Raw genomic sequence first — 23,406 nt, forward strand, 5'->3', positions numbered from 1 at the left:
TTTGCTGGCGTGTATTGGATTTTAAACGTTTTCTGTTTTCTGCACTATTTCCCTGATAATCAAATCTAGTTCATTTGCAGAATCTGCAATGATATTAATTAGTTCGGTATTATCAACCACTTCACCGGGAAAAGGCTCGGTAAGCATGTTTACCAGCCCCATGATGCGTGCCACGGGTGCCCTTACTATATGCGATTGGGTCCATGCTATTTCCTTTAATTTCTTGTTTTGGCTTTCAATAGCCTGAAGGTAATTCCTACGGTCGGTAACATCTCTTTCCACGGCTATCCAGTGGGTGAAATACCCAGTGCTGTCTGCCACGGGCGATATGGCAATATTTATCCAAAACTCATCACCGTTTTTCTTGTAATTAATCAACTCTATGGTGCAAGGCTGCCAATTTTCCATGGCAACCTTCAACTTTTTTAGTTCCTCTTCGTCCGATTTTGAGCCTTGTAGCATCCTAGGGGTTTTGCCTATCGCTTCTTCCCGGGTGTACCCTGTCATTTTGGTAAATGCCTCATTTATATATACTATCCTTGGGCCGGGTTCGTCCATGGGTTCTGCCTCAGTAATTAATACAGCATCGGTGGCCTGCGCAATAACTGATTCCAGCAATTTTAATCGGTGTTCTTCCTCTTTTTTGCTGGTTATGTCTTGCATGGCACCAATCATCCGTATTGGCTTTTTAGCATCGTCAAGCACAAGAAAAGCCCTGTCTAAAACATATTTATAACTATCGTCCGCACAGCGGAACCTATATTCTAATTGCAGGAGCGAATTTCCCGATTTAAAAATAGACACCAACGCTTTTACTATGTTCTTATAGTCATCTGGGTGTATCCTTGCCCGCCACCATTTTTCCGTTTGCGCCACTTCCTCCTCCGGGTAGCCAAATACAGTGTTGATTCCGTGGTTGCATACCACAGTCTTGTTTGCAATGTCCCAATCCCATATAGTGTCGCTGGTGGCTTTTGCCACTATCTCATAGCGTTCGTTGCTTTTTATTAATTTCTGTTCTATTCGTTTGCGTTCTATGCTGTAAGTAAGGCTTTTGCTTAGCTGCGAAACATCTAGCTCGTCTTTCAGCAAATAATCCGACACGCCCAAGGCGAGGGTTTTAATGCCAAATTCCCTATTGCTATACCCGGTTAATACAATCACGGGGGTTAGCCCTGCCAGTTCTACAATCTCGTTCACCAAATCTTCACCGCTATGGTCTGGCAAGGAAAGGTCGAGGAAAACGGCGTCAAAAGAATGGACGCCTGCCAAAAAGCCCTTTGCTTTTGCAAAAGTGCCTGCAATTGCAATTTTAGGTACCGATGCCACATCATTCAAGTATTCCTGAATCAATAGGGCGTCTCCCAAATTGTCTTCAATTACCAGCAAGTCCAGTGTCTTTTGAGAAAACATCATTCTATTTTTTCGTTTTGCAAGCTGCCAGCATGCTGTTAAAACCAAAAATTGTTATTAATAAACAAACGAAGATACCCAAAGCAGTTAATAGCTTTATTCAATATTACAAAGATTTAATGGGTTATCTTATATTTTTTGTGGAATATTTTTCACTTAGGTATAGTAAAGTAAAAACAACTCCCCTCCCCCATTACCGATTCTACCCAGATGGCACCATGGTGGTTTTCTACAATTTTTTTGCAGATAGCTAGGCCTATGCCAGTGCCAGAGTATTCGTCTCTGTTGTGCAGCCGCTGGAAAATGACAAATATTTTGTTGAAAAATGCAGGCTCTATCCCTATCCCATTATCTTTTACAGAAAAAGTCCAATGTGTGTTACTTTCTTCAGCTGCTATACTTATAGTAGGTGCATTGTCTGGTTTTTGATATTTCAGGGCATTGCCCACCAAGTTTTGGAATAATTGGCGAAGCTGCGTGAGGCTGCCATTGATTACTGGTAAGGACCCTGCTATTATGTGGCCATTTTTTTCAGAAATCATACTTCCAAAATCCTGTTTTAAGTCCTCAACCACTTGCTGGGTATTTACTTTTACAAATACTTCTTTTACCGTGCCTGCCCTAGAATATTCCAGCAGGTCCATGATCAACCGCTTCATGCGTGTAGCCCCATCCACGGCAAAATGGATGTATTGCCGCCCTTTTTCGTCTAATTGGTTGTGGTATTTCTTTTCTAGCAATTGCAGGAAACTACTCACCATGCGCAATGGTTCCTGCAGGTCATGAGAGGTGATGTAGGCAAACTGTTCAAGTTCCTTGTTGATAATAGCCAGCTCATCTGTTTTCTTTTTGTTCTGGTCGCTAAGGTGCTGCAAAGCCATTTCATGGTTCTTCCTGTCAGTAATATCGGTACGGATAGATATATAGCTTATTACTTTGCCTGTTATTTTATCGATAAATGGTACAATTGTAGAATCAACCCAGTAAATGCTGCCATCCTTGGCACGGTTGCAAAACTCGCCCTTCCACACTTTTCCACTAGCAATGGTGCGGTACATATCCTCATAAAACGTCTTAGGATGATGGCCAGATTTTAGGATACGGTGGTTTTGCCCCATCAACTCTTCCTTGGTGTATTTGCTTATTTGTGCAAATTTATCATTTGCATACACAATAGTGCCTTTTGTATCTGTTACAGCCACTACTGCGTGCTGGTCTATTGCAAAACGCTGGTACGACAACTCGTTGAGCGATTGCTGCATTATTTCCCGGCTTTCCAATAGCTGGGCTTCTGTTTTTTTGCGGTTGGTAATATTATAACTAAGCCCTAGCAGCCCTATTATTTCGCCACCTGCATTTTTCAATGGTATTTTAGAACTCAAAAACCAAGTTGTGCTGCCATCGTGGCGGGTATTGGTGGTTTCTTTCCCAATAATAGGCACCCCGGTTGCAAAAACTTCCCGGTCCTCGGCCAATGAAATACGCGAGGATTCCGTAGGGTACAAATCGGTGTCATCTTTACCCAGTACTTCCTCTTCGCTTTTGGCGCCCATGTATTCGTATTCAGCACGGTTTACCAACGTTTTCCTAGACTGCATATCTTTTACATACACGTTCATCGGCAGGTTGTCTATCAAAGTCCTTAGCAGTATCCTTTCCTCAATAATTGCATGCTCGGCTTCTTTCCTGTCTGTTATATCGTAGCTTATACCTATCAAGCCCACTATTTTGCCAAGGGCATCCAAAAGGGGCATCTTAGATTTTGCCAGCCATTTTTTCTTTCCAGAAGCACTTGTAAAAAAACTTTCTTTGTTAATAATGGCAATGCCAGTAGCAATAACAGACTGGTCTTCTTCTATATTCCTTTTTGCAATTTCTGCTGGGAAATAGGCATAGTCGTCTTTGCCCAGCACTTCTGCCTCGGTAGCAGCCCCACAAAATTCATATTCTACTTTATTGGCAATCTTTTTCTTTGAAAGCAGGTCTTTTACATAAATATTTGCGGGGAGGTTGTCTATTAAAGTCCTTAGCAACAGCCTTTCTTCCGTAATAATCCTTTCCTTTTTTTTGCTTTCAGTAACATCTGCCACCATTATGGTATAGCCGCTTGTACCGTCTTCGTAGGTGAACAGGTTGGAGCAAAAATCGCAAGGGAACCGTGCTCCATTTTTCGTGATGCCCGTAACGGTTCCGCTAGCCTTGCCTTCTTTTGCTATTTCCAGCCCTGCTGCCCTGAAGCCAGGATCTGTAACATCAAAAAAAACTTTTAGTGGCAACGCTATAAACTCAGCTTCCGTGTAGCCAAACATATCCAATGCTGCCTTGTTTACTTCTGTCAATTGATTGGCTTCATTGGCTACCATAATGCCATACATGGCATTGCTTGCTATAGATCCGTACTTGGCTTCGCTAGCCCGTAGTTTTATTTTCTGCTGCTTTTGTTCTTCAATATCCTGGAAAGTGCCATATAACCGCGTGCATTTTTCACCATCCCAATTGCTTTTGCCAATAGACCTTACCCATATTTCGTTGCAATTGCCGGTTACTATTTGCAATTCCACATCCCAGCTTGTTCCATTTTCTTCCCCATCTTTTAGCAACTGCCTAATAATATCCCTGTTTTTGCCTTCTTTATAAAAGCAAATAGCAGTTTCCAAATCGGGTTCAAAATTTGGTGCCACTTCGTGTATGGACTTGGTAACGGGCGACCAATAAAGCTGGTGGTGGATCAGGTCCAACTCCCAGCCACCTACCCGGTTCATGATCTTGGTTTCTTCCATGAACGCTATGGTATGCTTGTCTTTTTTCCGTTCCACTTCCAGCAATGCTTTTTCTGCTTCAAAAGCGTCGCTCTGCTTTTGTAGTTGCACATTACTTTGTTGCAACACCGTTATATACTCCCGCAATTGTTCGTTGGTAGCCGTTTTCAAAAAATATTCATCAATGGTATATGCCATCTCAGTTCCTGCGTTTGTAGTATCGTTGCTTATATTGCCAATATTATCGGCAGTATCTTGCATATTCATGGCAGCACATTTGGGTAAATTAACCCTTTAAAAGGATTAAACTTAAATAGAAATTTATTTTATGTAAAAATAAGGACATTTCAAAATTATCTGTTATGTTTTTTTAAGTGCATAATTTACCTTGCTTAAAGCATAGTATTACTGGATAAAAGGTATTCGCATTTGTTTCAAATATCATAATTTTTGTTTTTTACAATTGCCAGCACTTTACTTTGTAAACTAGTGTATAAAGTAAAATAATTTTATGATTAAAATTGCTGGCTGGCTTTTGCTTGCTATTGTATTGATGGGTTGCTCACACAAAAAAAACATACCCGATGTTTCGCAAGTAGAAGTGAGCCTAAAAACCATCCGCTTTGAAAAAGACTTTTTTTCTTTAGACACTACTAGGATGGATGTAGGCCTGCAAGCATTGTTCAGTAAGTACCAGGGTTTTTCACAAGATTTCTTTTTCAATATCCTGGGCATTGCCCCACAGCCAGATAGCATCCCTGCCAATGCTAAATTGTTTTTAAATACATATTTGCCCATCTACAAAGCATCTGTGCAGCCATATACCAGTTTTTCGCTGCAGGAGGCAGAAATAAAAAAAGGGCTTCAATTTGTGCATTACTATTTCCCAAAATATGCCTTGCCAAACAAACTGGTTACATTCATTGGGCCATTCAACAGCTATGCTGGCATTATTATGCCAAACAATACCATTGCCATAGGGCTGCAATTGTACCTTGGCAAAGATTTCCCAGTTTACCAATCGGATGAAGTGCAGGCCATGTACCCAAGTTATGTTTCCCGCAGGTTCGATGCTGCTTATATCCCCGTAAACAGCATGAAAAACATTGTGGACGATTTGTTTGCCAGCCTAGCCCCCACCAAAAAGGAAGGACAACTGATAGACCAAATGATAGAAGAAGGCAAAAGGCTATATGTGCTAGACGCTTTTCTGCCTTATACCCCAGACAGTTTAAAAACAGGTTATACCCAAAAACAACTAGACTTTGCTTTTGCCAACGAAAAAGAGATATGGGCTTTTATAATAGAGAGCAATTTGCTTTATCAATCAGAACCTAGCCTTGTTAGCCCTTTTGTAAACGATGGCCCCAACACGGCAGAGCTAGGCGAAGCCTCGCCCGGGAATATTGGGCAGTTTGTAGGCTGGCAAATAGTAAAAAAATGGATGGAGAAAAACGACAAAGCCACCTTGCAGCAACTGATACAAACCCCAGCCAAAAAGATATTTGAAGAGGCAAAGTACAAACCACGGTAGTTTTTTTTCACCACTAAGGCACTAAGTAACGTTGTCAAAATAACTTTCCCAAATGTAATTTTCCAAAGTAAAGCATACTAAGCCATTAAACCCGGATTTTGCAGTTGACTTCGTTATGAGAGGCTCAAATGCAATAAAGACAAGTATTTGAGCCGAATTTTTCGTCGAAAACATAGTGTACTATGGCAAGGCCAAAAAACAAAGCAAATGCTTGTCTTTGAAGTAGTTGGGGCTTGCAATAGATTTCAACTGCAAAATCCGGGTTAAACGCAAAGAATGGCAAAGGTTTTACGCAAAGTAAAATGCTTGTAATGTTATTATAAATGTATTACTTTTATAATCGACCCTAAGCTAAGCAAATGATTTTTTTTGGCGAAGTTTAAATGCTCATGCAGTAAGCCTAAACTATAAACCTTGCTCTAAAAAACGCAATTATCTTTTTTCATTTACACGCAAGGATCCATCCTGCAATACCTTTTGTAAATAGTTTCATACAGCGGTATAATGTTGCTAATATCAAAAGCCTCTGCTTGTTTAAAAGCTGCTGCTTTCATCCTTTCCAAACCTGCTTCATCTTCTAGGATGGATATTGCAAACTGGCTCATGGCTTCCACATCGCCCACGTTGGCCATGTAGCCCGTAACCCCGTGTATATTTATCTCAGGCAGGCCGCCTGCATTAGTGCTTATCACGATGTTGCCTGCTGCCATCGCTTCCAGTGCAGCAAGCCCAAAACTTTCGTATTCGCTAGGCAGTAAAAACAAATCGCTCACGGCAAGTATTTCTTCCATTTGCTCCTGCTTGCCCACAAACCGTATTTCATCGGTTATGCCTAGTTCCCTTGCCAGCTCCTCCATGGCAGGCCTTTCCGGCCCGTCGCCCACCATCAACAGCTTGGCACGTATTTGCTTTTGTATCTCGTAAAATACCTTTATCACATCCTCCACCCGCTTTACCTTCCTAAAATTGCTGGCGTGCACCACTATTTTTTCCCCGTTGGGGGCAATTACTTTTTTAAACGCATCAATCGGCTTTTTGTTGAAACGGCTGATATCAACAAAATTGGTAATTACTTCTATGGGCTTGGTAATGGCAAAATTCTTAAAGGTTTCTTCCCGCAGGTTTTCAGACACGGCGGTGATGGCATCACTTTCGTTGATGGAAAAAGTAACCACGGGTTCGTAAGTTTTGTCTTTGCCCACCAGCGTTATATCGGTACCGTGAAGGGTAGTAATCACTGGCACCACCCTGCCCGTTTTTTGCTTTACAATTTGCTTGGCCATATAGGCAGCCGAGGCATGGGGTATGGCGTAATGCACATGCAGCAGGTCTAGGTCATAGTTCATAATCACGTCTACCATGGTGCTTGCCAATGCTATCTCATAAGGGGGATAGTCGAACAAAGGGTAAGTAGGCACACGCACTTCGTGGTAAAATATATTGGTGTTGAATACATTTAGCCTTACAGGCTGCTGGTAAGTAATAAAATGCACTTTGTGGCCTTTGTCTGCTAAAGCTTTGCCTAGTTCCGTGGCCAATACGCCGCTTCCGCCAAATGTAGGGTAACAAACAATTCCTATTCGCATGATGTGGTGGTGGTTAAAAATGTACAACTAGCTAATGGACAGCCTCAAAAAAAACAACTGCATACCAACTAAGACATGCAATTTTAATAACAATTCTAATCTTCAATACAGATTATCCTTAATTCGCAAGCCATAGGGGCTACAACTAAAGCTGAAAAGATAGATATTGAACGGGTGCATTTCAAATCTTCGCTTTTTATGGGCCTTTTTTTGAAGAGACTTTACTATTTGATTGTGAAAGCCCCAACCTAAATCCCGACCTCACCCGAACCCTCTCCAAAGGGAGTGTAGGGCAAGAACAAGGGAAAGCGAGCAAGAACAAAGGAGGGGGAATGCGAAGGCTTAAGCGAATACTTAAACTGGGTTATTTTTTGTTTTTCGGTGGTTTATTTTTTTTGCTATTTCCCTTTTTTGCCTTTAACTCATTGATATTCAGTTGTTTATGTTTTTTTTGGCCTCATTTTTTATTATAATTTAAGTGAATTTTATGATAATTTATTGATAATGGAATGATAGTTTTATTATAGTAGAATGATAATTTATTGATAAGAAACCAATAAGATTTTGATGGTGGATTATCATTTTCCCAAGACAACTAATATCCGATGCAGGAGGCAAGGCCAAGATGCCCTTAGTTGCTCCTTTAATGTAAAAGTCGGATACATAAGTATATAGCCCAAAATAAAAATCCTATATGGGGGAAATATGCCCCCATGAGCATCCCAAAATTCCCCCATATAGGATGCTTGCTGGCAGCAAACAGCAGGGATTGACTTATTACAGGAATAAATATTTCGTACTTCTGCCAAATTGAAAACAACAAAAAAGCGAAATTTTGAAATGCACCCCATATTCATATAAAATATGCCGGCGACGAGGCTATTTACCAAATACCTGATGGGATTTTATTGGAAGGTTCACTGCCTTCAAATAAACACAAGTTAGTGTTGGCATAGATAGCAATACATCATGAAAGCTTGATAGCTGATTGGGATTTGGCAATAAATGGACAACCCATTTTTTCGATTGACCCTTTAAAATAATAAAAGCATGAACCCCAGAGTAATAAAAGTGGAATATCAAAGCCCCTATAAATTAAACTTATCTTTTAGCAACAACACCATAAAACAATTCAATTTGTTGCCATACCTCCATTATCCTGTATATAAGGTATTGCAGAACGAAACCTTTTGTAAAAAGGCAAGGGTTTGGAACAATACGGTTATTTGGGACGAAATGGTGGATTTTGACCTAGATACGCTGTATTTAGAATCAGAACCCATATAACTTCCACGTCTACACCTTCACATAAACCTTCTTTTTGTCCAGCACAAAACCCACTAGCCAGTAAAATGCAATCATGCACAAGGCATAGAACAAAGAGCCTATACGCAAATCGGTAGCAATGTTTTTACAAACATGCAGGTAAAACCAGTTGAATGGGGTGGTATATACCTTTTTCCCTGTCTCGTCCAAATGGTCAACCCAGCGGGCTAATGCCAGCACACGGGGCAAAAAGCCACTCAATACAAAAATGAACAATGGGTTTTTGCCAAACACATTAAAAAAGCGGCTCCATGCACCACGGTTATCTTTAAATTCAATCAAGTAAATCATCAAAGCAAGCGTTAGCGTGGCAAGCCCAGTGGTATAAACCGTATAGCTGCTTGTCCAGGTTTTTTTGGTAATGGGGTACACATAATCCCAGCAATAGCCTGCAAAAACCAATAGCACACCAGCAACAAAAAGCTGCGATAGCATTTCGTAGGTTTTTCCCTTTGCTTGTATATAATGCCCAACAAAATAGCCAAATAGCACCTGCACAATGGCAGCTGGCAGGCTTGCAAGCCCTTCGGGGTCAAAAGGCACGCCCTCGCCTTTGTATATATGCCCCACGTCAAGTATTTTTATATCTATGGCAGTACCAAAATAGCCATTTAGGCTATAGGGATCACCGGGGTTGCCAAACCAAAAACAGGCCATCCAATACAACAATAGGATACTACACCCCACCACAAACGCCCCACGCAACTTGAAAAAATAAACGATAAGCGAAGCAGAAAAATAACAAATGGCAATGCGTTGCAGCACGCCCATTATGCGCACCATTTCCCAAGGCTTTGCAACTAAGGCATCGTTGCTCCATTTCACAAAGGGGCACCAGTTTAGGAATAGCCCAATCAAAAAAATAAGCAGCGTGCGTTTGCCTACTTTTTTTAAAGTAGAGGCTGCCCCTGCTTGTTCAAAACGGGGCATTACAAAAGCAAGCGCATTGCCCACGGCAAACAAAAAGAAAGGGAATACCAAGTCTGTAGGCGTACAGCCATGCCATGGGGCATGGTCAAGCGGCGAGAATATATAATCCCAGTTGCCGGGGTTGTTTACCAGGATCATCAGGGCTACCGTAGCCCCCCTGAACACATCTAAAGAATAATAACGCTGTTTCATAGCCCTCTTGAAATATTTTAAATGTTGAATTTTATAGTTTGAATTAAATATTGAGGTTTGTAAAAGTGCTTCAACCTGCTTTTTATTAAAATGAAGTTAAGGGATAAAACGCATGGGTAAAACGTAAAATGCTATGGGCATATAATTTTTTTACCACAAGGTCTACAAGGAATAAGAAACACTAGGGTAACAAGACGACAAAGCATATAAAGGGTACAAAATATTGCATAATCCCAATAAAATTGCAGGGATGGTGAATATCCTTGTGTCCTTTAATTATAACGAACAGCTACATTAATATAGCTTATTTTACCAAGTGCGCTTTGTATAAATCTTTTGTGAACCTTGTGGTTAAATTTTCTTTGTTACTACTCAGGTGCAAGTTTGTTTAATCTGCCACGAAGACACAAAGAGGCACAAAGTTTTAAGAGAAGAAGTAGAAAAGAAAAAAGAAAAAAAATTATATTATCAATGCCTTTTAAACTTCTTTTTTCTTCGTGCCTCTTCGTGTTTTTGTGCCTTAGTGGCTAAAAAAACATATTCGATGTGGTGAGTAGTAACTTTTCTTTTTTAATTGCTCAAGGGTTAATTATTTAATTGATGTCCTGGTAGAGTACATATTTTTCATTGCAATTCTGCTTTTCCCCCATCATGGGGGCATTTTGGGGCACTCATGGTGGCATATTTCCCCCATATAGGATTGTCCTTTTGTACAGATCCTAAATCAATCCTAACTTTGTAATATATGGCTCTTGGTTTCGTTGGTTAAATCCCTGCCGCCGCCATAGCCTTGGTACAATGCCCTGTGGGGCTCATTTTTAACATGCAAAAAAACATTATTATGAACTATATCCTTACTCAAAAACACTCAAAAAACACTCACTTTTCCGCGAAAATCACTCACAAATCACTCACAAATCACTCAAAAAACACTCACTTTTCACTCACAAAACACTCAAACTTAAAAACACATACCACTGTATTTCAATGAGTTACGTTTACGAAGGTCTAAAAATTAAATTCAGGGTGACAAAAAACAGCCAAACCAAGCGGGCAACGCTCTTAAAATGGGGCATAAAAGTTTGAGCTTTACACCCCATCAAGGTAGTAGGCAATGCTAGGTTGGCACTCACCAGCACCTCAAAAAAAGAATTAGCCCAATTATTTGTGGCAGTTAAAACATACCTAATTTTACTCATTGTTTTTTTTCGATTAAATAAAATCCCTATGCGTATTATATCTTACAATGTCAATGGAATACGGGCTGCCATCAAGAAAGGCTTTATTGATTGGCTGAAAACCGACCCGGCAGACATTATCTGCCTGCAGGAAACAAAAGCCACAAAGGAAGATGCAGACTATAAAGCAATAGAGGCATTGGGCTATGAAACCTATTGGTTTTCTGCCCAAAAAAAGGGTTATAGCGGCGTGGCTATTTTTACCAAGATAAGGGCAGACCTGATTGTTTGTGGCAGTAGCATAGAGCAAAGCGACTTTGAAGGCAGGGTAATACGAGCAGATTTTGGCAACATTACCCTTGTGAATGCCTACTTCCCAAGTGGCACCAGCGGCGAGGAAAGGCAAACCTATAAATACCAGTGGCTAGACGAGTTTTTAGATTACCTGCAAAACTTGCGAGCCACTAGGCTAAATATTATTGTAACAGGCGACTACAATATTGCCCACCACCCCATAGATATACACGACCCTAAGGGCAACAAAAACTCCTCTGGCTTTTTGCTGGAAGAAAGGGCTTGGCTAAGTAAGTTTCACCAACACGGCTGGATAGACACATTCAGGCATGTAAACCCTGATAAAAAAGATAGTTATAGCTGGTGGAGCCAACGTTTCCCTACAGTAAGGCAACAAAACAAGGGATGGCGGATAGATTATATTAGTGTTACCGACAGTTTACAAGAAGCTATTGTGGATGCAGCTATTTACCCCGATGTAAAACATAGCGACCACTGCCCCATTTATTTGGAAGTAAGTGAATAGATGCCAGCTTTAGCTGGTTTTAAGTAGATGCCAGCTTTTAGCTGGTTTAAGAATTATAAAATAATATTCAATGTTTATTTACAACGTAACCACGCATGTTGCACATACCATACACGAAGCATGGGTAGCATGGATGCAGGAAAAACATATACCCGATATTATGGGGAAAGGCTGCTTTACAAAATACCAGTTTGTGCGCATTTTAGAAACAGACGAAAAAGAAGGGGTTACTTATGCCGTGCAGTTTTATGCAAATAGCAAGGCTTTGTACAATAGATACATTGAACTATACGCACCCGCATTACGGCAAGATGCTTCTAAAAGTTGGGGTGATAAAACAATTGGTTTTAGGAGTTTAATGGAAATTGTGGCATAATTATTTTTTTTTATACCGAATAGGAATAATTATTAAAAAAGTTTTTTTATTGGCGTTGTATCGTATTTTTACAAAAAATAATATCTTTATTTAAAATTGATTTCGATCAACTAAAAGAAAAGAAAATTGTTTGTTACCTAAATATTAAAAAAACATAGCGTTATGAATAAGGCGGATTTAATAGCACAAATATCGGAGGATGCAGGTATTACTAAAACAGAGGCTAATGCTGCATTAGATTCTTTTACAGCGGCTGTTACAAAAGCCTTGAAAAAAGGAGATAAAGTAACTTTGGTAGATTTTGGAACATTCTCGGTGTCAGCACGAGCTGCACGCACTGGCCGCAACCCGCAAACAGGGGAAGCCATTAAAATAAAAGCCAAAAAAGTAGCTAAATTTAAAGCAGGTAAAGAATTAAGTGCCAGCATTTAATTAAAATATCCGTGTTGCAAATAAATAAAGTAGCTGTTTAAGTAAGTTTTTTTATTTTTACATTTCACATTTACAAAAACAATAAATAATCATGGGTAGAGGCGACAAAAAAACAGCAAAAGGCAAACGTTTTAAAGGGTCATTTGGCAAAAGCCGCCCTGCGAATGCAAAGAAAGCAACGGTAGCAACAGCAACAGTAGTAGAAGAAAAAGCATCTTAGTCTTATAGCTAAAAAGCATTCTCACAAAAGCCTGCAACATAATGGTTGCAGGCTTTTTTATTTTTGGTCAATTTGAAGCACTCGTTGGGTTAATACTGTTTGCTTAATGGTGATTTTAGAAAATAATTTGCTTGAAAGAGCTTTAGTTACTGTTCGATATGGCCCTGTTAAGCAGGATTCGTAAATCCATTCTTTCTGCCGTTTGACATCCGTTGCGATAACATGTCAAACAGCGTGGTATGTTAACATATTGAACAGAAAAATATAGCGCTAGCTGGGGCAAAAACAAAATACCAAAGAAAAATACGAAGATTATTCCGCCATGCCCCTATTATGCCAAACCTTCTATTGAACCAATACCCTAAGTGAAGAAAAATACCTAGAAACTACTAATTTTTTTAATATATCTTATCACCAAGCTAGTCAATAAGGAATGGCCGAAAAGTCCTGTTAAAAACCTGAAGGTGAGGGGGCGTTTGAGGGTCTTGTGTTGATTCTTCTCAATATTAGCTGTGAGTCATTATTCTCTTCTGTCTTATTTTCTCAATTTTTTTAGCAACCCATTCATTTAATATTGTAGCGAAGACTATAGTCATTAAAGTTAAACTTAAGCCTATTCCGCCAAAAATAATAGGAAATTTGATGCCGCTTATAATAGTCAATACAAACATATGCGATATATATATCGGATAGGATAACTCGCCGATGTATGAATCTTTTTTCCAGCGTTTTGTTAATATAAAAACAAAAGGTATGGAGATAAAAAATGCTATTAAGTATAAATAATTTTTAGCTGGTATCGGTAAAAAATCGTAAAATATTGTAAATCCTACAATACCAAACCATATCAATTTCAAATAAATATTATTTATTTCCAAGTTGCATAATTTTTTGTACCCGTGATAAGAAACAATACCCAACAGAAAGAACACTAACTCTGTTGGAAAAAAACGATAAGTCCATGGATCATTTTTCAAGCCCAATTGGTAGTATAATACTAACCGTAAGCTTAAAGAAAGCATAATTAGGAGAATAATAATTTCGAGTTTTTTCCTTGCAATAAATGGAGCAATTAAATAAAAAGTTATTTCAACTCCGATAGTCCACGCCTGGGGTATAAATAAAAATCTATAAAGCATCGGATCTGTTTCCCTAAAATTTGCAGTAAAAAACAAATGCCCGGTTCTTAAATCTAACCCTAAAAACATAACAATATCCTGCAAAAAGAGAAACAAATTGGTAAACCCCAAAAAACAAAGACTCCCAACACTCATGTTTCTGGAATAATCTGCATAAATATTAAAATTTCCAAAGTATTTTCCATGAGAGTGGATAGCCATAGCCACAGAATAAACAATGGTCAAAAAAAGAATTAGCCAGTAAATTGGATATATCCGCAGGAATCTATTTGATATGAATAACTTATAAGAATTATTTATTCCTACATATTTTTCATTAAGGATTAAAGCCATATAAAATCCAGAAATTATATAGAAGGCTTGAACTGCAGTTGGTCCGCCCACAAAACTAAATCCAAAGATTGAACTTGAATGAGCAAGTACAACTGTTATTGCCAAGAGAAATCTAAGTAAACCCATAATATATCCTGATTTTTTGCTTATCACCAACGGGCAGGTATATGCCAGGTGGCTAAAGCTAGCCCTGATTAAGCCGATGACAAAATCTTAATGCCTACGCTAAAGTTCAAATATATAACCTGTTACCTAATCTATAGTATCAAGCTGGGACAAAAGTTAAAAAAGGGCTAAAAGAGGAGTTTGTTCCATTAAGCCAGGCATATTGCGAAGACAGATGTTAGTAGAATCTATATCTGCTGTTGTTAATGCAATATTCCAATTATTTTGTCATTATCTTCCTTATCAATTTCTTGTCAATTTCTGATGTTCGGCAAGTCTCCAGATTTGCATTTTGCATGTCGCCACAATTAGTAAAATAGTTAGCATTATCCCATGCTACAAGGTTATTAGATATACAACCAGCAAGCTACCTACTTAAAAAAATCAATATAATAGAATTGAATAACATTTTTCTATTGTTGTCATGTTACAAATTTATATCTTTTTTCGTTTTACTATAAATGCTTCGTAATCTTCACCAGCTATAAATTCTTCCCAAAGATTAGTATCAATTTCTAAACCTTATAATTCAAAGTCTACTTTTATTTCTTCTATGTTATTTGTAATTCCCATCCTACCTCACCTTCTGCCCCTGCACATGCTTCCTCCCTTCCAAAAAACGCCTGTGCCTTATTTCCTGTACAGGCACATTGATTATTTTGCTTTCCAGCCAGCCGATAATGTCCAGGTACATAAAAGAACGGCTTTCCAGTGGGTTAGCTTCGAGGCGTTCCAGTTTGTCTTTCAGGCTCTTAAAGGCAGGGGTGAGTTTTTGAGGCGATAAGGAAAACGATTTGCGGATAAACTTAAACACCTCTTCCTCCACAATACTCAGGTTGTTCATCTTTGCCATGAAACGGTAAACGGACTTTATCAGGTATTCCAACAAGTCATAATTGCCCAGTTCATAATGGGCTATCAGGTGCAATAGACGGGCATAGCATTGCAGGTCTGTACGCAGGCTTACTTTCAAATTAATTATCTTGTTCAGGTAGTCAATGGTTTTTTCATTGTCGCCACTGCCAAAGTACAAGCAAGCAATTTTATAATAGAAAATAAGTACCCTATGCTTGTCCAAATGCAGTTCATAAGCAGCCAATTGTTCCTCTATATAAGGCACCAATTCTAATCCTTCTGTAAATGTACCTTCCAGGAAATGCTTGTTTATTTTAGCAATATGTAAATACACAAAGGTTTGTATGGCTGCATTTTGGGTGTTGGTGGCGGCAGGTGATTCTGCAAAGGATTCAAATTTCTGTAGGTCTATGGCAAATTTGTCATAGTTCGATAAATTGAAATGCGCACTTAACAAATTGTGTAACCCACGGATATACTGGCCCGGCTCAATGAGTTGCATTTGTGGCACATCTTCAAACAGGGCTACCCATTTTTTTGTGTAGCGGTAATACATTAGCAAATCTTGTAAAATAAAACCGTACCAGCAGTATGACTGGTATAGGTATAGCTTCTCATAAAAACCCATTTCCTGCAGTCGGTAGGGGGGCAGGTTGGTTTCAAAAAAGGCCTTCATGGCGTGTACGTCCTTCTTGTCCCTGGCATGGCCATGTTCTATGTACCAGCCATACAATTGCAACGCAAGGTTAGATAATTTGCCCACTAAATGCAGGTGGCTATTCAGTGAGTCGCTTTCGTGGCTTAAAGCCTCGGCCCGGTTGCCTATACTATGCGTAATGTGGAGTGTTTCAATCTTTTTCTCAAAAATAACCGCCTGCAATTGGAATGTAGCCTGGTTGGTGGCCTTGGCCAATTCTTTTATCTTGTCCAGTATTTTCAGGCTTTGAAAGTACAGGCCTTTGTTGTACAATATCTTGGCAAAATCCATCTGCTCATGGAGTTGTATGTCAATATTATCATCGTCTTTTAGCAAACGGAGGCTACTCAGTATTTGCTTGTATAAATGTGCTTTCGTATTGGATAGTTGCGCTTTGGAAAGACTGGGTATTTTTTTTAGCAAACCCACCTCGTCATATTCATGCATTTTCTCCAACGCATCAAATAATTGGATGATTTTTAAATTATCATCGGCAGCATTTCGCTGTACATATAGCTTAAAATTACGTTTTTCGCCTTTTTGCATCGATTTTACCAACTGGAACAAATTATCTGTACTTCTATTAGGCATTGTAATAAAATTAAGTTGAAACCCTTTCTGCTATTGGCTTTTAGCCAAATATACATACTTTATATAACGTAAAAACCCTTCAATTTTAGTGCAGGGAATAAAAGAAAGCAAAGTAAGTTTGTATATGGTTTGTTCCAAATTGTAAGTTGTTAAAGTGTAGAAATGGGGTGCTGCCTTATAAAGACGCATTTAACCGCAAAGCTCGCAGAGGGATTAACGCAATGAAGCACAAAGAGGAGGAGGAATAAAAGAAAGGCAAGCGTTTCACTTAAAGGAAGCAAAGGGGGGATTCATAACTCATAATTCATAACTCATAATTAAAACATAGATGCCACACAATAAGATTTATATTTTCGATACTACACTAAGGGATGGTGAGCAGGTGCCGGGTTGCAAATTAAACACTAAGGAAAAGATTGAACTGGCATTGTCTTTAGAAGCATTGGGGGTTGATATTATTGAAGCAGGCTTTCCTATTTCTTCACCCGGTGATTTTGAAAGTGTAAACGAAATTTCCAAGATCATTAAGAATGCTACTGTTTGTGGCCTTACCCGTGCGGTGCAAAAAGATATTGAAGTAGCTGCTGAGGCACTTAAATACGCCAAAAAGCCCCGTATCCATACAGGAATAGGTGCATCTGACATACACATCAAATACAAATTCAACACAACGAGGGAAGACATTATAGACCGTGCCATCCGTGCGGTGAAATTGGCGAAGAACTTTGTAGACGATGTAGAGTTTTACGCAGAAGATGCTGGCCGTGCAGATATGCGATTCCTTGCACAATTAATAGAAAAAGTAATTACAGCAGGTGCTACCGTGGTAAACATACCAGATACCACAGGCTATTGCTTGCCAGGTCAATATGGCGAAATCATTGCTTTTTTAAAGAACAATGTAACTAATATTGATAAAGCCATTATTTCATGCCATTGCCACAATGATTTGGGTTTGGCTACCGCCAATTCTATTGCCGGGGTAATGAATGGTGCCAGGCAAATAGAATGTACCATCAACGGCCTTGGTGAACGGGCTGGCAATACCTCGCTGGAAGAAGTGGTGATGGTGCTTAAACAACATAAAGAATTAGGTTTATATACCAATGTTGATGCGAAACTGCTATGGCCACTAAGCCGTCAGGTAAGCGAAGTGATGCGTGTGCCTACGCAGCCCAACAAGGCAATTGTGGGTGCCAATGCCTTCTCGCATTCAAGTGGCATACACCAGGATGGTTTCTTAAAAGAAGCGACTACTTACGAAATAATTGACCCATTGGAAGTAGGTGCAGACCTCTCTAAGATTGTATTGACTGCCCGCAGCGGCCGTAGTGCTTTGGCATTTAGGTTGCATAAGCTTGGCTATCAGTTCAATAGGGATGAAATTGATGTACTATACCAAATATTCCTGCAAGTAGCAGATAGTAAGAAAGAAGTAATGGATAATGATCTACATGCCATGATTCCTTCCGAACTACAAGTAAAGGAAGATAAAGGCGCAATGGCAATGCATGCATAAACTAGTGGTAAGTCGTAAGTAATAAGTAGTAAGTAGTTGTCTACAAGACCTGTCAGGTAAAAAACTGCTAGGTCTAAAATGAGGAAATTTGTTGCCTAAGTAATAAAAGTCCGTAAGCCGTATTCGGTAAACTGTAACCCATTAGTGTATAGGTGTATGGGAAATATACTAATATAGGGAGCATTTAGACACAAATAGTTACTATAAATGTTTGGTTCTGATAAGTTTTTTAAAATAAATGTATTTCCAGCCATTGATTTACATAACAAATTGACCCATTTTGGCACTAATAGATAATTCAAAGTGGCATACCCATTTTCCTTGTCTCTTTTACCCCCGTTTAAGGGATGTGGCAAGGGGAAATGTTTATTCACCTTTGGGTTATTAAAAATGCTAAAAATATAGTTGTATGAAAAAAAATATTGCAGTAATTGATGGTGATGGAATAGGACCTGAAGTAACAGCACAATCCATAAAAGTGTTGGATGCCGTTGCAGCGCATTATGGGCATGAGTTCCATTACAAACATTGTTTGATGGGTGCTGTGGCCATTGACCAAACAGGAAACCCCTTGCCACCTGAAACCATAGAAATTTGTTTGGAAAGCGATGCGGTACTTTTAGGGGCAGTAGGGCATCCCAAATATGACAATGACCCCAATGCAAAAGTAAGGCCTGAACAAGGGTTGCTTGGTATAAGGAAAGTATTGCAATTGTATTGCAATATCCGTCCGCTGACTATTTTTCCTTCTTTATTGCACCTCTCACCATTGAAAGAATCTTTTCTAAAAGATGTTGATTTGGTTATTTACAGGGAGCTTACCGGAGGCATTTATTTTGGCCATAAAGAAACCAGTACCGATGGCTTTAGCTCTACGGATACTTGCACCTATAGTACTTCAGAAATAGAACGCATTGCCCATTTGGCATTTAAAAATGCACAGATACGCCGTAAGAAATTGACTTTGATAGACAAGGCCAATGTATTGGAAACTTCCCGCCTATGGCGTAAAGTGGTGCAGCAATTGGCTTCCCAATATTCCGATGTGGCAGTTAGCTACATGTTTGTTGACAATGCTGCCATGCAAATGATACTCAACCCTAAACAATTTGATGTAATTCTTACAGAAAATATGTTTGGCGATATCATCAGTGATGAAGCCAGCGTACTAAGTGGTTCATTGGGTCTTGCACCTTCTGCTTCGGTGGGTAATATCACTGCCTTGTTCGAACCTATACACGGTTCATATCCACAAGCAGCCGGAAAAGACATTGCCAACCCTATTGGCTCCATCCTTTCCACAGCCATGATGCTGGATTATTTTGGTTTGTTCCAAGAAGCAAAAAGGGTTCGTGAAGCTGTTTCCTGGACACTGGAAAACAAGTTCGTTACAAAAGACATAGACCCAATCAATTTTTATTTTACCTCCACCCTCGGCGAATTGATTGCCGATTATGTTGGGCATAAAATAACAGATCAGGTAAACCATGAGAATATTGAGTTGAGAAAATCAACAGTTATATAAAAAAGTTCTTTGAATATTACATAGAAGTGCTTATGTTCGCAACATCAAATTACTTCTATGTCGTTAAACAAGTTTAATAAAACAATCGGTTCCATCGCAGTCATTGTGGTGGTGTTGTTGGTTGTCGTTATTATTCCTGCTTGGCATGGAGGTGGAAACTGTATTTAATTAATAAAACAATTTAATTATAACAAACCGCCTCCCACGAGGCGGTTTTTTTTTGCCTCAAATTGCTAAAAACACAGAAGCATGAAGTACTACAATGAACACACCATTATTTACCACGATGGCAGTTTTGTAAAAGCTGCCGAAGCGACAATTGATTTGTATAGCCAGTCGATGCACTATGGCTATGCCGTATTCGAGGGCATCCGTTCTTACAAAACGAAAGACGGAAGCACCAAGATATTTAAACCTGTAGAGCATTACCAACGATTGATTGCTTCTGCAAAAGCATTGAACATGCCATTTGCTTATACAACTGAGGAATTGATAACAGCTACAAACGAAGTGCTAGCAGCAAACAAACTAGGTGATGCCTATATACGCCCCTTGGTGTATGGACCTGATAACATGAGTTTTAACCCTAACACGGTTTCGCACTTCACTATCCAGGCTTGGGAAATGCAGCCTTTTTTAGGTGAAAAGCTGTTAAGGGTAATGTTATCCTCTTTCCAACGGCCAAACCCAAAAGCTTTTAGGATGGAAGCAAAGGCAAGTGGGCATTATGTAAATTCCATCATGGCCAGCCATGAGGCAAAAGCCAAAGGTTTTGACGAAGCACTACTGACGGATATAGATGGTTTTGCAGCAGAAGCCCCGGGTGCCAATTTGTTTTATGAAAAAGATGGAATATTATATACTCCAGAATTAGGGCATATTTTACCTGGTATTACAAGGGCAACTGTTTTTGAAATATGTGCCCCAAAAGGGATAGAAATAATAGAGAAGCCTTGCACTGTAGAAGAAATATACGGAGCAGATGCAGCCTTTTTCTGCGGAACAGCGGCAGAAATTATTGGCTTTGAAAGCTTAGATAATCATCCGTTTGCAATGAAATGGGAGGATACATTGAGCAGACAAATACAATTGGCTTACAAAGAGTTGGTAATAGAATAAGGTTTTTAATGCCTGCAAGGGATATAAAATATATTAAGTAACAATAATCAGTTTCCACAGTTACCCCCTTTTAATAGAAGGGGGAAATATTTTTCTTATGAGCGAATTAAATAAGTACAGTAAGACCGTTACACAAGACACAACACAACCAGCAGCACAAGCGATGCTATATGGCATTGGGTTGACAGATGAAGATTTAGCAAAAGCTCAGGTAGGCATTGCCAGCATGGGCTGGGATGGCAACACTTGTAATATGCACCTGAACGATTTGGCCAAAACCATTAAAAAAGGGGTTTGGGAAAATGATTTGGTAGGGTTGATTTTCAATACCATTGGTGTAAGCGATGGCATTAGCAATGGTACAGATGGTATGCGCTACAGCTTGGTAAGCCGTGATATTATTGCAGACAGCATAGAAGCAGTTTGTGGTGCACAATACTACGATGCGTTAATTGCTGTACCGGGGTGCGATAAAAATATGCCGGGTTCAATCATAGCAATGGGTAGGCTAAACCGCCCTGCTATTATGGTGTATGGTGGTACCATAGCCCCTGGCCATTACAAAGGGCAGGATTTGAATATTGTTTCTGCTTTTGAAGCCCTTGGGCAAAAAATTGCGGGCAATTTAAGCGATGAAGATTTTAAAGGTATTGTGATGCATAGCTGTCCGGGTGCTGGTGCCTGTGGTGGCATGTACACGGCCAACACCATGGCTGCTGCTATTGAAGCCTTGGGTATGAGCTTGCCTTACTCTTCATCTAACCCTGCTATCAGCAAAGAAAAAGACCAGGAATGTAAAGATGCGGGCATAGCCATCAAGTTATTGTTGGAGAAAGATATTAAGCCGAGCGACATCATGACCCGCAATGCATTTGAAAATGCCATGGTAACCATCATGGTATTGGGTGGAAGCACCAATGCGGTATTGCACCTGATAGCGATGGCAAAAAGCGTGGACGTGACATTGACTGTGGATGATTTCCAAGCTGTAAGTAACCGCATACCCATGCTGGCTGACTTTAAACCAAGCGGCAAATACCTGATGCAGGACTTGCATGAACACGGTGGTGTGCCATCTGTAATGAAATATTTATTAAAAGAAGGATTGCTTCATGGCGATTGCTTGACTGTAACAGGTAAAACCGTAGCTGAAAACTTGGCAGAGGTGCCTGATTTGGACTTTTTTAAACAAAAAATAATCTACCCATTAGACAAGCCATTGAAAGCTACCGGCCACTTGCAAATTTTGTATGGCAACCTAGCTGAAAAAGGCTCTGTAGCAAAAATAACAGGCAAGGAAGGAGAAAAATTCACAGGCCCTGCAAGGGTTTTTGACGGCGAAAAAGAATTGATAGCCGGTATACAAAGCGGCAGGGTACATGAGGGCGATGTGGTAGTAATCAGGTATGTGGGGCCAAAAGGCGGTCCCGGTATGCCAGAAATGTTGAAACCTACTAGTGCTATCATAGGTGCAGGCTTGGGCAAAACAGTAGCGTTGATTACCGATGGTCGTTTCAGCGGTGGCACCCATGGTTTTGTAGTGGGGCATATCACACCAGAGGCTTACGATGGCGGTGGCATTGCTTTGGTGAATGACGATGACATTATAGAACTCGATGCCGTGAACAATACCATCAATTTAAAAGTACCTGCTGAGGAAATAGCAGCACGGAAAGCCGCTTGGGTAAAACCAGTCTTGAAAGCCACAAAAGGCGTATTGTTTAAATATGCCCAATGCGTGAAAGATGCCAGCGAAGGGTGTGTAACGGATGAGGCGTAACCCCCATCCCCTAAAGGGGGTTGAGGTCGCAATTTGTGATCTCAAAGTAAAAATGCGTAGATTTTATTACTAATCAAAAGTGCCGTTAGGCACGAAATATCGGTAGCGCATAGATAAAACTGGTATTTCAGTCCCGTAGGGACGGCATATTGGTAGTTTTGATATCACAATTTGTAATTTCAAATTTTGCAAAAAATACAATCTCATTTTTTCTAAGGTCACAAATAGTGACCTTAGAAAAATAAAAATGCTTTTTAAAGAAGAGATGTAAAAAACTTGAGGTCACAATTTGTGACCTCAAGTCAGATGATAAACAATTATTCAATGCAACTACAAATTATACAGCAAAAGATATTTGAAATCAGGGGGCATAAAGTAATGCTTGATTTTGACCTTGCGGAGATGTACGAGGTAGAGACGAGGGTATTCAATCAAGCCATCAAAAGAAATATAGACAGTTTCCCAGAAGATTTTATGTTTAGGCTTACGGCAAAGGAATGGAAACAGTTGTCGTCCGAGCTTTCTAGTAAATCTGTAAACAAAGATGATAAAAGTTTGATATCACAATTTGTGATATCAAACAGGGGCGGTAGGCAACAAGCGCCTTATGCTTTTACAGAACATGGCGTAACAATGTTAGCAAGTGTTTTAAAAAGCCCAACAGCCCGGAAAATGAACATCGCCATTGTGCGGGCTTTTATTGAGCTAAGGAAATTTGCTGTGCAATACACGAATATCATTGGTCAATTGCAGGAACTAAAAGAACGGGTAGGCAACCATGATGCGCAACTGAACCAGATATACGAGGCATTGGATAAATTGCTGGCACAAAAAGAAGTAGAAGAAGATTGGGAAAACAGGCAAAGGATAGGGTTTAAGGCAACGGATTAAATACATGCAACTAAAAAACTAGAAAA

The 23,406-nt window shown here is 39.6% G+C and carries 18 protein-coding genes; 12 read left to right on the forward strand and 6 right to left on the reverse strand.

Annotated features, from left to right (window positions below):
* Positions 1–21 precede the first annotated feature (21 nt).
* Both ACHFIY_RS00640 and ACHFIY_RS00645 read right to left on the reverse strand, forming a co-directional pair.
* Entirely contained in the window at positions 22–1,416 is a 1,395-nt protein-coding gene (locus tag ACHFIY_RS00640) for a PAS domain-containing protein (protein ID WP_410844102.1), read from the reverse strand.
* A gap of 149 nt (positions 1,417–1,565) precedes the next feature.
* Positions 1,566–4,439, reverse strand: coding sequence for a PAS domain-containing sensor histidine kinase (locus ACHFIY_RS00645; protein ID WP_410844103.1), 2,874 nt, complete (start codon positions 4,437–4,439; stop codon positions 1,566–1,568).
* Positions 4,440–4,683: 244 nt separating this feature from the next.
* Between ACHFIY_RS00645 and gldB the strand changes: the two genes are divergently transcribed.
* Positions 4,684–5,706, forward strand: a complete 1,023-nt coding sequence (gene gldB / locus ACHFIY_RS00650; protein WP_410844104.1) for a gliding motility lipoprotein GldB — start codon at positions 4,684–4,686, stop codon at positions 5,704–5,706.
* A 446-nt stretch (positions 5,707–6,152) separates the two neighbouring features.
* On the opposite strand, the gene bshA is transcribed toward gldB, so the two are convergent.
* Complete coding sequence (gene bshA / locus ACHFIY_RS00655) at positions 6,153–7,292, reverse strand: N-acetyl-alpha-D-glucosaminyl L-malate synthase BshA (RefSeq protein WP_410844105.1); 1,140 nt, start codon at positions 7,290–7,292, stop codon at positions 6,153–6,155.
* 851 nt (positions 7,293–8,143) lie between these two features.
* Here bshA and ACHFIY_RS00660 point away from each other — a divergent pair.
* Positions 8,144–8,248, forward strand: coding sequence for a DUF4160 domain-containing protein (locus ACHFIY_RS00660; RefSeq protein ID WP_410844247.1), 105 nt, complete (start codon positions 8,144–8,146; stop codon positions 8,246–8,248).
* A gap of 94 nt (positions 8,249–8,342) precedes the next feature.
* Positions 8,343–8,579, forward strand: coding sequence for a DUF2442 domain-containing protein (locus ACHFIY_RS00665; RefSeq protein WP_410844106.1), 237 nt, complete (start codon positions 8,343–8,345; stop codon positions 8,577–8,579).
* Between the two features lie 9 nt (positions 8,580–8,588).
* Here ACHFIY_RS00665 and ACHFIY_RS00670 read toward each other — a convergent pair whose 3' ends face one another.
* Positions 8,589–9,740 carry an acyltransferase family protein gene (locus ACHFIY_RS00670; RefSeq protein WP_410844107.1) on the reverse strand — a complete coding sequence of 384 codons (1,152 nt, stop codon included), beginning with the start codon at positions 9,738–9,740 and terminating at the stop codon, positions 8,589–8,591.
* A 1,227-nt stretch (positions 9,741–10,967) separates the two neighbouring features.
* On the opposite strand from ACHFIY_RS00670, the gene ACHFIY_RS00675 reads away from it, so the two are divergent.
* The 4 genes from ACHFIY_RS00675 (at position 10,968) to ACHFIY_RS00690 (ending at position 12,766) form a co-directional block, all read left to right on the forward strand.
* Positions 10,968–11,738: an exodeoxyribonuclease III gene (locus ACHFIY_RS00675; RefSeq protein WP_410844108.1), complete on the forward strand. Its 771-nt coding sequence runs from the start codon at positions 10,968–10,970 to the stop codon at positions 11,736–11,738.
* Positions 11,739–11,808: 70 nt separating this feature from the next.
* On the forward strand, positions 11,809–12,114 hold the full coding sequence (locus ACHFIY_RS00680) for a DUF4286 family protein (RefSeq protein ID WP_410844109.1): 306 nt from the start codon (positions 11,809–11,811) through the stop codon (positions 12,112–12,114).
* Positions 12,115–12,276: 162 nt separating this feature from the next.
* The gene (locus ACHFIY_RS00685; protein WP_410844110.1) at positions 12,277–12,546 is read left to right on the forward strand and encodes an HU family DNA-binding protein; all 270 of its coding nucleotides are present in this window, start codon (positions 12,277–12,279) and stop codon (positions 12,544–12,546) included.
* Between the two features lie 91 nt (positions 12,547–12,637).
* The gene (locus tag ACHFIY_RS00690; protein WP_410844111.1) at positions 12,638–12,766 is read left to right on the forward strand and encodes a 30S ribosomal protein THX; all 129 of its coding nucleotides are present in this window, start codon (positions 12,638–12,640) and stop codon (positions 12,764–12,766) included.
* A gap of 506 nt (positions 12,767–13,272) precedes the next feature.
* Here ACHFIY_RS00690 and ACHFIY_RS00695 read toward each other — a convergent pair.
* Positions 13,273–14,364 (reverse strand): acyltransferase family protein, encoded by a 1,092-nt coding sequence (locus ACHFIY_RS00695; protein WP_410844112.1) that lies wholly within the window; start codon positions 14,362–14,364, stop codon positions 13,273–13,275.
* Between the two features lie 613 nt (positions 14,365–14,977).
* A complete protein-coding gene (locus ACHFIY_RS00700) occupies positions 14,978–16,546 on the reverse strand; it encodes a hypothetical protein (RefSeq protein WP_410844113.1) in 1,569 nt (522 codons plus the stop codon).
* 328 nt (positions 16,547–16,874) lie between these two features.
* Here ACHFIY_RS00700 and ACHFIY_RS00705 point away from each other — a divergent pair, with 328 nt between their 5' ends.
* The 5 genes from ACHFIY_RS00705 to ACHFIY_RS00725 all read left to right on the forward strand — a co-directional run bounded on the left by ACHFIY_RS00705 (position 16,875) and on the right by ACHFIY_RS00725 (position 23,380).
* Entirely contained in the window at positions 16,875–18,065 is a 1,191-nt protein-coding gene (locus ACHFIY_RS00705) for a 2-isopropylmalate synthase (protein ID WP_410844114.1), read from the forward strand.
* 409 nt (positions 18,066–18,474) lie between these two features.
* Positions 18,475–19,590: a 3-isopropylmalate dehydrogenase gene (gene leuB, locus ACHFIY_RS00710; protein WP_410844115.1), complete on the forward strand. Its 1,116-nt coding sequence runs from the start codon at positions 18,475–18,477 to the stop codon at positions 19,588–19,590.
* Positions 19,591–19,839: 249 nt separating this feature from the next.
* Positions 19,840–20,709: a branched-chain amino acid transaminase gene (locus tag ACHFIY_RS00715; protein ID WP_410844116.1), complete on the forward strand. Its 870-nt coding sequence runs from the start codon at positions 19,840–19,842 to the stop codon at positions 20,707–20,709.
* Positions 20,710–20,806: 97 nt separating this feature from the next.
* Positions 20,807–22,489, forward strand: coding sequence for a dihydroxy-acid dehydratase (gene ilvD / locus ACHFIY_RS00720; RefSeq protein ID WP_410844117.1), 1,683 nt, complete (start codon positions 20,807–20,809; stop codon positions 22,487–22,489).
* 324 nt (positions 22,490–22,813) lie between these two features.
* Positions 22,814–23,380 carry an ORF6N domain-containing protein gene (locus ACHFIY_RS00725; RefSeq protein WP_410844118.1) on the forward strand — a complete coding sequence of 189 codons (567 nt, stop codon included), beginning with the start codon at positions 22,814–22,816 and terminating at the stop codon, positions 23,378–23,380.
* Positions 23,381–23,406: the final 26 nt, after the last annotated feature.

It is taken from the genome of Parasediminibacterium schistidii, from assembly GCF_046546515.1.
GTDB lineage: Bacteria > Bacteroidota > Bacteroidia > Chitinophagales > Chitinophagaceae > Parasediminibacterium.

What these genes read in the sequence shown, in the direction of transcription:
- ACHFIY_RS00675 (WP_410844108.1), top strand. Translation starts at nt 10,968, where the DNA reads ATGCGTATTATATCTTACAATGTCAATGGAATACGGGCTGCCATCAAG.
- ACHFIY_RS00700 (WP_410844113.1), bottom strand. Translation starts at nt 16,546, where the DNA reads ATGCCTAATAGAAGTACAGATAATTTGTTCCAGTTGGTAAAATCGATG.
- leuB (WP_410844115.1), top strand. Translation starts at nt 18,475, where the DNA reads ATGAAAAAAAATATTGCAGTAATTGATGGTGATGGAATAGGACCTGAA.
- ACHFIY_RS00695 (WP_410844112.1), bottom strand. Translation starts at nt 14,364, where the DNA reads ATGGGTTTACTTAGATTTCTCTTGGCAATAACAGTTGTACTTGCTCAT.
- ACHFIY_RS00665 (WP_410844106.1), top strand. Translation starts at nt 8,343, where the DNA reads ATGAACCCCAGAGTAATAAAAGTGGAATATCAAAGCCCCTATAAATTA.
- ilvD (WP_410844117.1), top strand. Translation starts at nt 20,807, where the DNA reads ATGAGCGAATTAAATAAGTACAGTAAGACCGTTACACAAGACACAACA.
- ACHFIY_RS00670 (WP_410844107.1), bottom strand. Translation starts at nt 9,740, where the DNA reads ATGAAACAGCGTTATTATTCTTTAGATGTGTTCAGGGGGGCTACGGTA.
- ACHFIY_RS00715 (WP_410844116.1), top strand. Translation starts at nt 19,840, where the DNA reads ATGAAGTACTACAATGAACACACCATTATTTACCACGATGGCAGTTTT.
- ACHFIY_RS00685 (WP_410844110.1), top strand. Translation starts at nt 12,277, where the DNA reads ATGAATAAGGCGGATTTAATAGCACAAATATCGGAGGATGCAGGTATT.
- gldB (WP_410844104.1), top strand. Translation starts at nt 4,684, where the DNA reads ATGATTAAAATTGCTGGCTGGCTTTTGCTTGCTATTGTATTGATGGGT.
- bshA (WP_410844105.1), bottom strand. Translation starts at nt 7,292, where the DNA reads ATGCGAATAGGAATTGTTTGTTACCCTACATTTGGCGGAAGCGGCGTA.
- ACHFIY_RS00645 (WP_410844103.1), bottom strand. Translation starts at nt 4,439, where the DNA reads ATGAATATGCAAGATACTGCCGATAATATTGGCAATATAAGCAACGAT.
- ACHFIY_RS00680 (WP_410844109.1), top strand. Translation starts at nt 11,809, where the DNA reads ATGTTTATTTACAACGTAACCACGCATGTTGCACATACCATACACGAA.
- ACHFIY_RS00725 (WP_410844118.1), top strand. Translation starts at nt 22,814, where the DNA reads ATGCAACTACAAATTATACAGCAAAAGATATTTGAAATCAGGGGGCAT.
- ACHFIY_RS00690 (WP_410844111.1), top strand. Translation starts at nt 12,638, where the DNA reads ATGGGTAGAGGCGACAAAAAAACAGCAAAAGGCAAACGTTTTAAAGGG.
- ACHFIY_RS00705 (WP_410844114.1), top strand. Translation starts at nt 16,875, where the DNA reads ATGCCACACAATAAGATTTATATTTTCGATACTACACTAAGGGATGGT.
- ACHFIY_RS00640 (WP_410844102.1), bottom strand. Translation starts at nt 1,416, where the DNA reads ATGATGTTTTCTCAAAAGACACTGGACTTGCTGGTAATTGAAGACAAT.